The organism is Paenarthrobacter aurescens, from assembly GCF_025421775.1.
GTDB classification, from domain to species: domain Bacteria; phylum Actinomycetota; class Actinomycetes; order Actinomycetales; family Micrococcaceae; genus Arthrobacter; species Arthrobacter aurescens_B.
Map to the genome: position 1 here is coordinate 504,761 of NZ_JAOEFX010000004.1, position 12,370 is coordinate 517,130.

Below are 12,370 nucleotides of genomic sequence, written 5' to 3' on the forward strand. Positions count from 1 at the left end.
GACAAGGCAGACATCGGATGTTTAGGCTCACTGAAGAATCGTGACGCACTTCAGGAGCCGCATGAGCATCATCACCGCAATGGATACGTTCGATATCCGTTTCCCCACATCCTTGGAACTGGACGGTTCCGACGCCATGAATCCGGACCCGGACTACTCGGCTGCTTACTTGATCATCCGCACGGACGCCGGCGACGGGCATGAGGGGCACGGATTCGTGTTCACCATCGGACGGGGCAATGAGGTGGAGACGGCAGCGCTGGACGCCCTTGGCGGACACATCGTCGGCCATACCGTAGAGGACCTGCTCGCTGACATGGGCGCAACCTGGAAGCTGCTGGCCCATGATTCCCAACTCCGGTGGCTGGGGCCCGAAAAGGGCGTCATGCACATGGCCATCGGTGCCGTGGTGAATGCCCTGTGGGACCTGAAGGCGAAACGCGCCGGACTGCCCCTCTGGGAGCTGCTTGCCGGGATGACCCCGGAAGAGCTCGTGGCCCTGGTTGACTTCCGCTACCTCACGGATGCGCTCACCCCTGACGAGGCGTTGGAGATACTTCGAGCCGCCGAGCCGGGACGGGAAACGCGCAAAGCGGCCCTTCTCGCCGACGGCTACCCCGCTTACACCACGACGCCGGGCTGGCTGGGTTATAGCGACCAGAAACTGACGCGTCTGGCCAAGGAAGCCGTGGCCGACGGATTTGCCCAGATCAAGCTCAAGGTTGGTGCCTCCCTGGAGGACGATATCCGCCGCGTACGCACAGCTCGCGCCGCTGTTGGACCCGACATCAAGATCGCCGTGGATGCCAACCAACGCTGGGACGTCCAGGAAGCCATCGACTGGATGGCCCACCTTGCCCCCTACGACATCGCCTGGATCGAGGAGCCCACCAGCCCCGACGACATCCTGGGCCATGCCGCCATTGCTCGCGCCGTAGCTCCGGTTCCCGTGGCCACCGGGGAACACGTCCAGAACAGGGTGGTGTTCAAACAGATGCTCCAGGCCGGCTCACTGCAGGTCCTGCAGATCGACGCCGCCCGCGTGGCCGGGGTGAACGAGAATATTGCCATCCTGCTCCTGGCTGCCAAGTTCGGCGTGCCCGTGTGTCCGCACGCCGGTGGTGTGGGCTTATGCGAGGCAGTGCAGCACCTGTCCATGTTCGACTTCGTCGCCGTGTCAGGAACCAAGGAGGACAGGACTATTGAGTTCGTGGACCACCTCCATGAACACTTCATCACTCCCGTGGACGTCCACAGCGGTGCTTACTGGCCGCCGTCGGCTCCTGGAGCCGGAAACGAAATGCTCCGTGAAACACTGGCCGCGTACAGCTTTCCGAACGGCCCCATCTGGAAGGAATCCCGTTGATCCCGCACGCACCTTGGTTCGAAGAGGCACGCTTTGGCATGTTCGTACACTGGGGCCTCTACGCTTTGCCTGCACGCCATGAGTGGGTGATGAACCGCGAAGAGACCACTGTGGAGGAGTACTCCAAGTATTTCCGGCGCTTTGACCCGGATCTCTACGATCCCAGCGAATGGGCGCGCGCCGCCCGGAACGCGGGAATGAAGTACGTGGTCCTCACAACCAAGCACCACGACGGCTTCTGCCTCTGGGACTCCGCCCTGACCGATTACAAAGCCACCAATACCCCTGCGGGCCGGGACTTGATCGCCCCCTATGTGGAAGCGCTCCGGGCAGAGGGGCTAAAGGTTGGTTTCTACCACTCCCTTATCGACTGGCACCACCCCGATTTCACTATTGACGGGGTACATCCCCAACGCAACGCGGCCGACGTCGAAAGCCTGAACGCCGGGCGGGACATGGACCGCTACCGCGAGTACCTGCACGGACAGGTGCGTGAACTTCTGAGCAATTACGGCACCATCGACTACCTGTTCTTCGACTTCTCCTACGCCGGGCCCGGCCACGACGAAGAATTCTGGGGCGGCAAAGGACGCAAGGACTGGGACTCTCACGCGCTGCTGGCAATGGTGCGTGAGCTTCAGCCGGGCATCGTGGTCAACGACCGGCTGGATATACCGGGAGATTTCGTCACGCCGGAGCAGTACCAGCCCGCCGGCCCCATGATGCTCGACGGCGAACCCGTCACCTGGGAGGCTTGCCAGACGTTGAACGGCAGCTGGGGCTACGACCGGGACAACCTGAACTACAAGTCCGTGGACCTCCTCATCCGCATGCTGGTGGATGGCGTGTCCAAGGGCGGCAACCTGCTGCTCAACGTCGGGCCGACGGGCCGGGGGAGCATGGATCCCCGGGCGCTGGCCTCTTTGGAAGGCATCGGCGAATGGATGGCGCTGCACTCCCGCGCCATCTACGGTGCCGGGGCGTCGCAGTTCACGTCCCCGCCCGACGCCCGCTACACCCAACGCGGCGACCGTCTTTACGTTCACCTTTTCGCATGGCCGTTCGAGTACGTCCACCTTCCGGACCTTGCGGGGAAGGTTGAGTACGCTCAATTGCTCAACGACGCCTCCGAGGCGTTCCTCAAGGAGGTGGATCCCGGGCAGCAGGCCATGAACATGACTCCAGGCGGCCAGCCGCCTGGAACGTTGACCATCAAGCTGCCTGTCCAGCGGCCCGACGTCGCGGTTCCGGTGCTGGAACTGTTCCTGAAGCCTTCCGCTTCCGACTCCGAGGCCCTGCATGGCTGAGAGCATCGCCCTCCACACCAAGCTCAAGCCGGGGACCGAGGACGAGTACTCCGACGCCCACGCGCATATCCCGCCCGAACTGGTGGCGGCTCTCAAAGAAGCGGGGGTTAAGAACTGGCGGATATGGCGCAGCGGGCTCGATCTCTTCCACGTGGTGGACGTCGACGACTACCAATCGATGCGCCGCGCGCTCGCCGATCATCCGGCCAATGTGCCGTGGCAGGCCAGAATGGCTGAACTTTTGGAGGTCCAGGACGATTACTCGGGGGAAGATTCGGGTATCAAGAAGGTATGGGAACTGCCATGACACCACTTGACCTGGGCGCATTGGGCAAGCTTGGCTTCGGCGGTGCGGGCATCGGGAACCTGTACCGCGCCATTCCGGATGGTGAGGCACTCGCGACCGTCCTGGCCGCGTGGGATGGGGGCATCCGCTACTTCGATACGGCCCCGCACTACGGGCTTGGCCTCTCTGAACAGCGGCTGGGCGCGGTCCTCCGGGACAAACCACGGGATGAATTTCTCATCTCCACGAAGGTGGGCAGACTGCTGGAACCGAGTTCCGGCGGCGGTCAGGACCCTGAAGGGTTCGATGTTCCCGCCACCACCCGGCGGGTCTGGGATTTCACCGAGGCAGGAATCCGGCGCAGCATCGAGGACTCTTTGGAGCGGCTGGGGTTGAACCATGTCGACATCGCGTACCTCCACGATCCCGACGTCCACGATCTCCACGCTGGAATTTCCCAGGCGCTGCCCGTCCTTGAGAAGCTCCGCTCCGAGGGGGTGGTCAGGGCAATCGGCGTTGGCATCAACTCGGCCGAGGCCGCGCTGGAATGCGTCGAAGCCGCTGACTTGGACCTTGTCATGCTCGCCGGACGATTCACCCTGCTTGAGCAGCCCAGCGTCCCGTTGCTTGAACGCTGCGTGGAGCGCCGCACCGGCGTCGTCAGTGTTGGTGCCTTCAACTCCGGGCTGCTGGCCCGGCCCGAAGTTCCGGAAGACGCGCACTACAACTACGATCGCGCACCGAAGGCGCTGGTTGAGCGGGCACGGCATCTGGCGGCAGTCTGCCGCGACTTTGGCGTGGAACTTCCGACGGCGGCACTCCAGTTCCCCTTGCGGCACCCCGCGGTGGTGAACGTGACCGTCGGGGCCAGCGCACCCGGGCAAATCGCCACAAACGCAGCCCGGATGGAAGAACCCATTCCCGACGAATTGTGGGACGTGTTGGAGGCAGCCGGGCGTGATTGATTCGCACCTGCACCTGTGGACCTTGGACACGTTCGTGACTGGGGGCCTGCGCCACTATGCGTGGCTCGGACCGCAGCACGGTGCGCTTTTCAGGAGCTTCGGCGAGGACGAGGCCCGCGAGACGTTGGACGCCGCCGGCGTTCGGGGAGCTGTGCTGGTGCAGGCCGACGATACCGTTGCCGACACCGAAAGCATGCTGGCGGTGGCCGCACGGAATCCCTGGGTGCTCGGAGTGGTGGGCTGGATCCGGCTGGACTCGCCCACTGAAGCCGCGGAGCAGTTGCACCGCTTCACGACCCAGCCGGTTTTCAAGGGAGTGCGGCACCTTATCCATGATGATCCGCGAAGTGACTTTCTGGATCTTCCCGCTGTTCGGGAGTCGCTGGCCATGGTGTCAGGGCTGGGGCTCCCTGTCGATGTCCCGGATGCGTTTCCGCGGCACCTCGGTTCCGTGGTCCGGCTGGCCCGCGAGATGCCGGAACTGTCCGTTGTGCTCGATCACTTGGGGAAGCCGCCGCTGGCCGATCCTGAGCTCATGGATTCGTGGCGCGCGGACTTCTGTTCCCTCGGGCGCCAGCCGAACGCCGTGGCCAAGCTCTCCGGTCTTCACCTGCCCGGCGTGCCCTACACCGCGGATGCGTTGAGGCGGCTGTTTGAATCAGCGTTGGAAGCTTTCGGGCCCGGTCGCTTGATGATTGGTGGCGACTGGCCGGTCAGTACGTTGGGGGCGCCCTACGGCCGGACGCTGGATGTCCTGCTGGAACTCGTGTCTTCCTTGAGTCCCACGGAGCAGGACTTGGTGCTTGAGGGGACAGCCATCCGGACTTACGGCTTGGCAGTCACCCCTCTCGCCGAAGGCTAGAGCGCCTGCCGCAGCCAGTTCTCCACGCCACTGATGTGCACCGTCACCAGTGCCCGCACCAGTTCGGAGTCTCCCCGCTCCAGGGCGTCTGCGATCGCGTGATGCTCGGCCAAGGTGTGGGCCACAGCTTTTTCCTGTGTCAGTCCGCGCCAGATCCGTGCCCGGACTGTGCTGCTGGACAGGGCCTCCAAGAGACTGCCGAGGTAGTCGTTTCCGGCGGCTTCGGTGATGATGCTGTGGAACTCGAGGTCATGGGCCACAAGTTCCTCGACGTCCGTGTTCTCGTCAATGCCGTCCATGGTGTTCCGGAGGGCCAGCAGTTGGTCGGGCGTCATTTTGCTCGCCGCCAAGTGTGCGGTGGCTGGTTCAAGGATTCGTCGGACCTCAAAGAGCTCAAGGATGGAGCGGTCCTGATGCAGGTCCACCACGAACGCCACGGCTTCGTTGAGCAGCTTGGCGTCGAGGCTGGTCACATAAGTTCCGTCACCGCGGCGGACGTCCAGCACACGGATGAGTTCGAGTGCCTTCACGGCCTCGCGCAACGAACTCCTTGAAAGACCGAGCCGCTCGCTCAGTTCCTTTTCCGGCGGAAGTCGATCGCCGGCCTTGAGTTCCCCGCGGATCAGCATGTCTTTGATCTTGCTGATCGCCTCGTCTGTGACAGCCATGGACCAATAGTAGCCACGAATGATCCGATGTCTGTTTCCGCCGCGTCACCACCCAACTGAGTCGCAGTTCAGGTCGTTCCCACCGCTCAGAACGACCTGAACTGCGACCTGACTAGGGGCGTTAACCAACGACGGCGGCACCCGGGTTCCGATTGTTACGGAACCCGGGTGCCGCCGTCGTGATTCAGCGGTTGTTGCTTGCTACTTGTCGCCGCCGGGCAGCGGGCGGTTGGCGATCACGGGCGCGCTGCCGGTGTAGCCGTCGCGGGTGGCAGCAAGCTCGTGGATTTGCTTGCGGCACAGGAACCAGCCCCAGACCATGAGTCCGCAGGCAATCGCGGTGACCAGCATGGTCAACGGGGACTCGATGAACACCATGATCAGCACGGCCGCCAGGAAGATCAAGGACAACCAGCCGGTGTAGGGAGCACCAAACATCCGGAAGGACGGGCGCTTGAGCCACCCCTTGTCGGCCCAGCGTTTGAGCTGCATCTGGCACAGGACAATGGTGGCCCAGGTGACGATGATGCCCACTGATGCGACGTTGAGGACGATTTCGAAAGCATCGGCCGGGACCAGGTAGTTCAGCGGAACACCGAGCAGGGAAACGCCGGCGGTGATGGCGATGCCACCGTAGGGGACGCCTGCCTTGTTCATGCGCTGGGCGAACTTCGGGGCCGAGCCGGCCACCGACATGGAGCGGAGGATGCGGCCTGTGGAGTAAAGCCCGGCGTTCAGCGAGGACAGTGCTGCGGTGAGAACCACAAGGTTCATGATGACATCCACGCCCTCGACGCCGATGGAACCGAAGAACGTCACGAACGGGCTGACGCCCTTCTCGTAAGAGGTGTACGGGAGCAGCAGAGCCAGCAGGATCACGGAGCCAACGTAGAAGAGGGCGATGCGGATGACCACGGAGTTGATGGCCTTGGGCATGATCTTTTCCGGGTTGGCAGTTTCGCCGGCTGCAGTGCCGATGAGTTCAATCGATGCGTAAGCGAAGAGCACACCTTGCATGAGGATGATCATGGGAAGGACGCCGTTGGGGAAGACTCCGCCGTTGTCTGCGATGAGGCTGAAGCCGACTTCCTGGCCCTCCACCGGGGTGCCGAAGATGACGAAGTAGGAGCCCACCAGGAGGAAGGCCACCAGCGCTGCCACCTTGATCAGCGCGAACCAGAACTCCATTTCACCGAAGACCTTCACGGAGACCAGGTTGAGGCAGAGCACTACAACCAGTGCAATGAGCGCCCACGCCCACTGCGGAACGGCACCTATCCAGGCGACGTATTTGCCGAAGAACTCCATGTAGAGCGCCGCTGCGGTGATGTCCACGATGGTGGTGGTGGCCCAGTTGATCCAGTAGAACCAGCCCGAAACGAAGGCTGCCTTCTCGCCGTAGAACTCACGGGCGTAGGAAACGAAGGAACCCGACGACGGGCGGTGCAGAACCAGTTCACCGAGAGCGCGGAGGATCAGGAAAGCGAAGAAGCCACAGATTGCGTACGCGATAACAAGGGAGGGGCCAGCTGCGTTGAGTCGGCCACCGGCGCCCAGGAACAGTCCGGTGCCGATTGCGCCGCCGATCGCGATCATCTGGATCTGGCGGGGCTTAAGGTCCTTGTGGTAGCCGGAGTCCTCCTTGTGGAGGGCTTTCTCGCTGGCGTGCGCTTGGGCCGGGACCGTGTGGTCCGTGATGGGGTTGGTCATTGGAATCCTTAGGAGTGTCCTGTTGGGGGGTGTCCTGGGCGCGTCCGGCTCGGGGGTCCGGGCACGCAGAACAGCGCCTCGTGGCGGTATGCCTCATCGGGCGGGGCGGCTGGCTGAAGCCGCTGGGCTTAGTGGTCAGTTTCGACCTATTTGCTGAGATTTGCCAGACGTTCGGGGCTGAGAAGTTCTTCCAGCTGGGCTGCGGTCAGCAGGCCATGCTCCAGAACAAGCTCTGCCACACCCTTGCCCGTTGCCAGCGCCTCCTGGGCGATAGCGGTGGCGGAGGCGTAACCGATGTGGGGGTTCAATGCCGTGACGAGACCGATCGACTGCTCCACGGTAAGCCGTAGCCGTTCGGTGTTTGCGGTGATGCCCCGGACGCAGCGTGCCGTAAGGGTGCGGCACGCTGCTTCCAGGTGGGAGATGCTCTTGTGCAGGCTGTGCACAATGATCGGTTCGAAGGCGTTCAGCTGAAGCTGACCCGCCTCCGCGGCCATGGTGACAGTGACATCGTTGCCGATGACTTCATATGCCACCTGGCTGACCACTTCCGGGATCACCGGATTGATCTTGCCGGGCATGATCGACGAACCGGACTGGACAGCCGGAAGGTTGATCTCGCCCAATCCCGCGCGCGGTCCGGAGGACAGCAGGCGGAGGTCGTTGCAAATCTTGGAGAGTTTCACGGCCACGCGCTTCAAGACACCGGACAGGTGCACAAAGGCTCCAACATCCTGGGTGGCCTCTATGAGGTCGGCGGCGGTGAGGAGGGGAAGGCCAGTGATTTCGGCCAGGTGCCGGCAGGCGGCTTCGGCGTATCCGGCCGGGGCATTCAGGCCGGTGCCGATGGCCGTGGCACCAAGATTGATCTCGTGGATCAGCATGTGGGACTCGTCCAGGCGTGCCCGGTCTTCGCCGATGGTCACCGCATAGCCGCCGAACTCCTGGCCCAAAGTCATGGGGACAGCGTCCTGCAACTGGGTGCGGCCCATCTTCACGACTGTCCGGAACTCGCGGCCCTTTTCGGCGAACGCCAGCTCCAGCTCTTCCAAGGCCAGGAGGAGTTCCTTCACGGAGAAGATCGTGGCCAGGTTCACCGCCGTCGGGTAGACGTCGTTGGTGGACTGGCTCAGGTTCACATGGTCGTTCGGGTGCAGTTTGGAGTAGTCGCCCTTGGGGTGGCCCAGGATTTCCAACGCACGGTTGGCGATGACCTCGTTGGCGTTCATGTTGGAGCTGGTGCCGGCGCCGCCCTGGATCACGTCCACCATGAACTGCTCGTGGAGCATGCCGTCCATGATGTCCTGGCACGCCTGCTCGATGGCGCCTGCCCGTTCGGCATCCAGGAGGCCGAGTTCGTGGTTGGTGCGTGCGGCGGCCTGCTTGACCGCAGCCAAACCCCTGACGAGGTGTTTGTTGGTTGAGAGGGGCTGCCCGGTGATGGGGAAATTCTCGATAGCCCGGAGCGTGTGAACGCCCCAGTAAGCATCCGCAGGAACGTTTCGGTCCCCCAGAAGGTCGTGTTCGGAACGGAGTGGGATTGCCTGATCGACGGTGGTCATAGCTGTCCTTGGTTTAGTTGCTGAAAATTTGGGCTGCGCGGAGTTCGCCGACCGGAAGGCCGCCACCCAGCACGGGCGGGCTCTGAAGCGTGTCCAAGCTGCCGCCGTCGACACCCAGTCGGCGAAGAACCTCAACGGTGACGGGCATGCGGGCGCGATCGCCGCCGTCGGAAACCTTGACGGCCAGACCCGTTCCGTCCGGGAGGCCGACCAGCTGGAGGCCTTCAAATCCGTCCTTCGCGAGGAGGCCCGGTACGGCCCGCATGAGGGCGGTGACGTCGCGGCCCTCTCCGGCCACCATCTCCGGGAAGCGGCGCATGGCGTGGGCAACTTTGCCTTCGTCAGTGTCTTCATCGGCGGCGGCGAGGCGGCCATAAGCCCTGGCCATGCCGTGCAGCGAGTGCGCGAAGAGTGGGGTCCCGCAGCCGTCAGTGCTGACTGCGGCCGCTTCCTCGCCGGTGAGGTCCGTGATGGTGTCGCGGACCAGGACCTGTAGCGGGTGCCCGGGATGCAGGTACCCCTCCACAGGCCAGCCGTTGATGACGCACACTGCGGTCATGGAAGCGTGCTTGCCGGAGCAGTTCTGCGCGATCTGGGTGGGACCGTTGCCTGCGCGGAGCCATTCTTCGCGCTCTTCCACTCCATAGGGGAGGTCCGTGCTGTTGCCCAGCGCAGCTTCAGTGAGGCCGTGCAGCTTCAGGATTTCAGCGGCGCCATCCTGATGCATTTTCGCGCCGGAGTGGCTGGCCGCAGTGAGGGCCAAGAGGTTTTGGGGGATGTCCAAGCCGGCTTTGAGCAGGGCTACGGCCTGCAACGGCTTCAGGCTTGAGCGCGGGTACATCGGGGCGTCAGGTTCGCCGGCTTCTACGGCGGTGGTGCCGTCTTTGTTGAGCGCGACCAGCGAACCGTAGTGGATGCTCTCCACCAGGCCGTCGCGGGTTACCTCGACGAGCGGGACGTGAGCGGGGGCTTTGTGCGCTTGGGCCGTGGCTTCGGAGGCGGGCATGGTGATGGTGTCCTTGGGGGGTGTCATTTGCTGAGGATCGTGTCCAGCGCAACGCTGACGGCCTGGAGGTGGGCGGCCATGGCTTTACTTGCGGCTTCGGAGTCGCCCGCTTCGATCGCGTTGAGCACGGCGACGTGTTCCTCGTCCGAGCGGTGTTGGCGGTCTGCGACGAGGTTCAAGGTTTCGGACTGGTGGGCCAGGGCCTCGCGGATATCAGAGACCACACTGGCGAACACCCGGTTTCCACTGGCACGGGCGACGGCTGAATGGAAGCTGGCGTCCAGGTTTACCCAGGCTTCGGGGTCGTTCTCGCTCAGCATTTCCTGGACGATGTCCTTGAGGTGCTCAAGCTCCTCATCGGTCCTTCTTTGGGCGGCGAGGCCGGCAGCCGGGATTTCGATGTGCGGTCGTGCCTCGTTAAGATCACGCGCACTGTACTGACCCAAGGTAAGGTCGTTAGCGACCTTGTTGGCCACAATGAACGTGCCTTTGCCGGTTTTGGTCACCGTGAGGCCCAAGGTGTTGCAGGACCTCAGCGCTTCCCTGATGACGGAGCGGCTAACGCCGTACTGACCAGCGAGCGTCGCTTCCGAGCTCAACTTCGTGCCGATGTCGAACTGCCCGCCCTCGATGGCTCGCCTCAGGGCCGCGAATACCGCTTCCGCTGCGGAAATGCGCGAGATGGGCATATGGCCACCCTGGGGCTCTTGCTGTCCGGCTGTCCGGCTGTCTGACAGGTTCACGCTTCGAATATGGCACGGGTCACAAGGGACTGTCAACGCTGAAAGGCTTGCTTCACGGTTTGGGGGCTGGTAAGGGCCTTCCGGAACCGCCACCACGGCTTTCTGTCGGGATGAGCCATCCTTGACACAATGGACCATGCTCTTCACCAAAAAGTCCCTCATGCAGGACGGGTTCACCGGATTCCGACCGCTCGACGAGCTCGACCCCATGAGGATTCCCCAAGGCCCCGGCGTCTTCGCCATCCTGTGCCCCGCGGATTTCGACCCCGTATTCCTCAGCAAGAGCACTGCCGGCACGTTCAAGAAGAAGGACCCCTCGCTCAAACGGGAAGCCTTGGAGGCCGAGTGGATTGCGGATGCTTCCGTGCTGTACCTGGGCAAAGCGGGTGCCGGCAGCCAGGGTAATCGAGGGCTTCGCAAGCAGATCCAGGAATTCTTGGACTACGGCCGCGGACGGCCAACCGTCGTCTGGGACGCGCGTCTCATCTGGAAATTACGGGATGCCTTGGACCTCATTGTTGCCTGGAAGGAGTTCCCCGCCTCCGAGGTCAATGCCGCCGAAGCGACCTACCACGCTGATTTTGTTGCGGCGTTCGGGAGGCTTCCGTTCGCCAACCTTGTTCAGGCGCGCTCCAAGAAGTAAAGAGTCAGGCACGACGGCGGTTGGCGAGTTCCGCCGTCGGCCTCCCGCCCGCTGTGCGTTCGGCGCATAATGGCAACCATGACGGCCAGCAAGCCAGTTGGAATCAAACCGGATGGGCCTCGCATCACCGTTGAAGTGCCCGTTCTCCGTATCGGCGACGGAGCCTCCGACTATGAGGGCCTGGCCCGGTTCGTTGATGCCCTCCGTAAACCTTCGGGGTTGCACCTGACACTGCTGCACGTCGGCATTCTCGATGACCTGGCCCAGGACATCGTGGCATGGACCAAAGGAACGGCCAGGCCTGAGCATGTGCTCCCTGAAGTCGGCAGTTGGTTGACGGAGCTGCCTGTTTTGGCCGGGTTCCTTGGCAAATCGGACCGGCTGATTCCCTTGGGTGGCGGACGGGTCATGGGCCTGGAGGTGGAGGTTCCGCAAGAAGTCCACGACTACCAGGCGCTCCTGCTGCAGGGTTTGCACGTACTGCTGGACGACCTGGGCCTCGACAACATTGACGACTTCATCCTGAGCTCACCCGCTCTTGGCTATAGGTCACCCCGGTGGGTTCCGCATATTGCTGTCGGGAAAGCCCGCACGCGGCACGAACCGGTCGTTGAGATTGCTCCCGTTGCCATCGAGTTTGGCGATTCCCGCATCCGGAACCGGAAAGCTCTTCCGTTGCCGTAACTCTCCGGTTGCACTGACTGAAGCAGAGGAAGTTCTACAGCCGGTAAAATACGATGTGTCTCCCGTTTCCTACTTGAGGACTTTCATGCAGCCCCGCACCTTGTTCCGTACTGTAGCTTTTGCCGAGGCCGTGACCTGGACACTGCTGCTGATCGGGTTGTTCCTTAAGTACGTCACGCGCACCACCGACGTTGGGGTGAGCATCGCGGGCGGAATCCACGGCTTCGTGTTCCTTTGCTACGCAGCGACGGCTGCCTTCACTTGGATCAACCAGAAGTGGACCACCCGTACTGGCCTCCTTGCCATCGGTTCGGCAGTGATCCCTTACGCCACCATTCCCATGGAGAAATCGCTCGACCGCCGTGGCCTCCTCACCGGCGGTTGGCGTTTGGCAGCCGGGGGAGAATCACCTCACGGTCTCTTCGAGAAAGCCCAGGCTTGGGTCTTGCGGAACCCGATCCTCGCCGTTGTCGTAACCCTTGTTGCCGTGGGCGCAGTGTTCAGCTTCCTGCTGTTCATGGGCCCTCCGGGGACCTGGTTCTCGTAACCTCCGGCTAGACCCCCGCGG

General features: G+C 63.0%; 13 protein-coding genes. 8 read left to right on the forward strand and 5 right to left on the reverse strand.

Annotation, left to right across the window (positions count from 1 at the left end; genetic code table 11):
- The first annotated feature begins 61 nt into the window (after window positions 1-61).
- Genes N7568_RS11525 through N7568_RS11545 form a run of 5 tightly spaced genes read left to right on the forward strand, consistent with a single transcriptional unit; the run spans window position 62 to window position 4,786 of the window.
- Window positions 62-1,366: an L-fuconate dehydratase gene (locus N7568_RS11525; protein ID WP_261609960.1), complete on the forward strand. Its 1,305-nt coding sequence runs from the start codon at window positions 62-64 to the stop codon at window positions 1,364-1,366.
- On the forward strand, window positions 1,363-2,673 hold the full coding sequence (locus N7568_RS11530) for an alpha-L-fucosidase (protein WP_261609961.1): 1,311 nt from the start codon (window positions 1,363-1,365) through the stop codon (window positions 2,671-2,673). Before N7568_RS11525 ends, N7568_RS11530 begins: the two co-directional genes overlap by 4 nt.
- Window positions 2,666-2,980, forward strand: a complete 315-nt coding sequence (locus tag N7568_RS11535) for an L-rhamnose mutarotase (protein ID WP_261609962.1) — start codon at window positions 2,666-2,668, stop codon at window positions 2,978-2,980. Before N7568_RS11530 ends, N7568_RS11535 begins: the two co-directional genes overlap by 8 nt.
- Window positions 2,965-3,924 (forward strand): aldo/keto reductase, encoded by a 960-nt coding sequence (locus N7568_RS11540; RefSeq protein ID WP_439898975.1) that lies wholly within the window; start codon window positions 2,965-2,967, stop codon window positions 3,922-3,924. Before N7568_RS11535 ends, N7568_RS11540 begins: the two co-directional genes overlap by 16 nt.
- Window positions 3,917-4,786, forward strand: coding sequence for an amidohydrolase family protein (locus N7568_RS11545; protein WP_261609964.1), 870 nt, complete (start codon window positions 3,917-3,919; stop codon window positions 4,784-4,786). The genes N7568_RS11540 and N7568_RS11545 overlap by 8 nt, the downstream gene beginning before the upstream one ends.
- Here N7568_RS11545 and N7568_RS11550 read toward each other — a convergent pair.
- The 5 genes from N7568_RS11550 to N7568_RS11570 form a co-directional block, all read right to left on the reverse strand.
- Window positions 4,783-5,454 (reverse strand): FadR/GntR family transcriptional regulator, encoded by a 672-nt coding sequence (locus N7568_RS11550; protein ID WP_261609965.1) that lies wholly within the window; start codon window positions 5,452-5,454, stop codon window positions 4,783-4,785. The two genes, N7568_RS11545 and N7568_RS11550, sit on opposite strands and share 4 nt — an antisense overlap.
- Window positions 5,455-5,655: 201 nt before the next feature.
- Window positions 5,656-7,164 carry an amino acid permease gene (locus tag N7568_RS11555; protein ID WP_261609966.1) on the reverse strand — a complete coding sequence of 503 codons (1,509 nt, stop codon included), beginning with the start codon at window positions 7,162-7,164 and terminating at the stop codon, window positions 5,656-5,658.
- A gap of 146 nt (window positions 7,165-7,310) precedes the next feature.
- The gene (locus tag N7568_RS11560; RefSeq protein ID WP_261609967.1) at window positions 7,311-8,726 is read right to left on the reverse strand and encodes an aspartate ammonia-lyase; all 1,416 of its coding nucleotides are present in this window, start codon (window positions 8,724-8,726) and stop codon (window positions 7,311-7,313) included.
- 13 nt (window positions 8,727-8,739) lie between these two features.
- Window positions 8,740-9,759: an asparaginase gene (locus N7568_RS11565; RefSeq protein WP_261609968.1), complete on the reverse strand. Its 1,020-nt coding sequence runs from the start codon at window positions 9,757-9,759 to the stop codon at window positions 8,740-8,742.
- On the reverse strand, window positions 9,756-10,475 hold the full coding sequence (locus N7568_RS11570) for a FadR/GntR family transcriptional regulator (protein ID WP_261609969.1): 720 nt from the start codon (window positions 10,473-10,475) through the stop codon (window positions 9,756-9,758). The genes N7568_RS11565 and N7568_RS11570 overlap by 4 nt, the downstream gene beginning before the upstream one ends.
- A 136-nt stretch (window positions 10,476-10,611) precedes the next feature.
- On the opposite strand from N7568_RS11570, the gene N7568_RS11575 reads away from it, so the two are divergent.
- The 3 genes from N7568_RS11575 (at window position 10,612) to N7568_RS11585 (ending at window position 12,349) form a co-directional block, all read left to right on the forward strand.
- The gene (locus N7568_RS11575; RefSeq protein WP_261610017.1) at window positions 10,612-11,118 is read left to right on the forward strand and encodes a hypothetical protein; all 507 of its coding nucleotides are present in this window, start codon (window positions 10,612-10,614) and stop codon (window positions 11,116-11,118) included.
- Between the two features lie 78 nt (window positions 11,119-11,196).
- A complete protein-coding gene (locus N7568_RS11580) occupies window positions 11,197-11,802 on the forward strand; it encodes a hypothetical protein (protein WP_306422782.1) in 606 nt (201 codons plus the stop codon).
- Window positions 11,803-11,887: 85 nt separating this feature from the next.
- A complete protein-coding gene (locus N7568_RS11585) occupies window positions 11,888-12,349 on the forward strand; it encodes a DUF3817 domain-containing protein (protein WP_261609971.1) in 462 nt (153 codons plus the stop codon).
- Window positions 12,350-12,370: the final 21 nt, after the last annotated feature.

Bases quoted from the DNA above. Each gene is read 5' to 3' on its own strand.
- N7568_RS11540 (WP_439898975.1), top strand. From the start codon at position 2,965: ATGGGAACTGCCATGACACCACTTGACCTGGGCGCATTGGGCAAGCTT.
- N7568_RS11565 (WP_261609968.1), bottom strand. From the start codon at position 9,759: ATGACACCCCCCAAGGACACCATCACCATGCCCGCCTCCGAAGCCACG.
- N7568_RS11560 (WP_261609967.1), bottom strand. From the start codon at position 8,726: ATGACCACCGTCGATCAGGCAATCCCACTCCGTTCCGAACACGACCTT.
- N7568_RS11580 (WP_306422782.1), top strand. From the start codon at position 11,197: ATGACGGCCAGCAAGCCAGTTGGAATCAAACCGGATGGGCCTCGCATC.
- N7568_RS11555 (WP_261609966.1), bottom strand. From the start codon at position 7,164: ATGACCAACCCCATCACGGACCACACGGTCCCGGCCCAAGCGCACGCC.
- N7568_RS11585 (WP_261609971.1), top strand. From the start codon at position 11,888: ATGCAGCCCCGCACCTTGTTCCGTACTGTAGCTTTTGCCGAGGCCGTG.
- N7568_RS11525 (WP_261609960.1), top strand. From the start codon at position 62: ATGAGCATCATCACCGCAATGGATACGTTCGATATCCGTTTCCCCACA.
- N7568_RS11535 (WP_261609962.1), top strand. From the start codon at position 2,666: ATGGCTGAGAGCATCGCCCTCCACACCAAGCTCAAGCCGGGGACCGAG.
- N7568_RS11575 (WP_261610017.1), top strand. From the start codon at position 10,612: ATGCTCTTCACCAAAAAGTCCCTCATGCAGGACGGGTTCACCGGATTC.
- N7568_RS11550 (WP_261609965.1), bottom strand. From the start codon at position 5,454: ATGGCTGTCACAGACGAGGCGATCAGCAAGATCAAAGACATGCTGATC.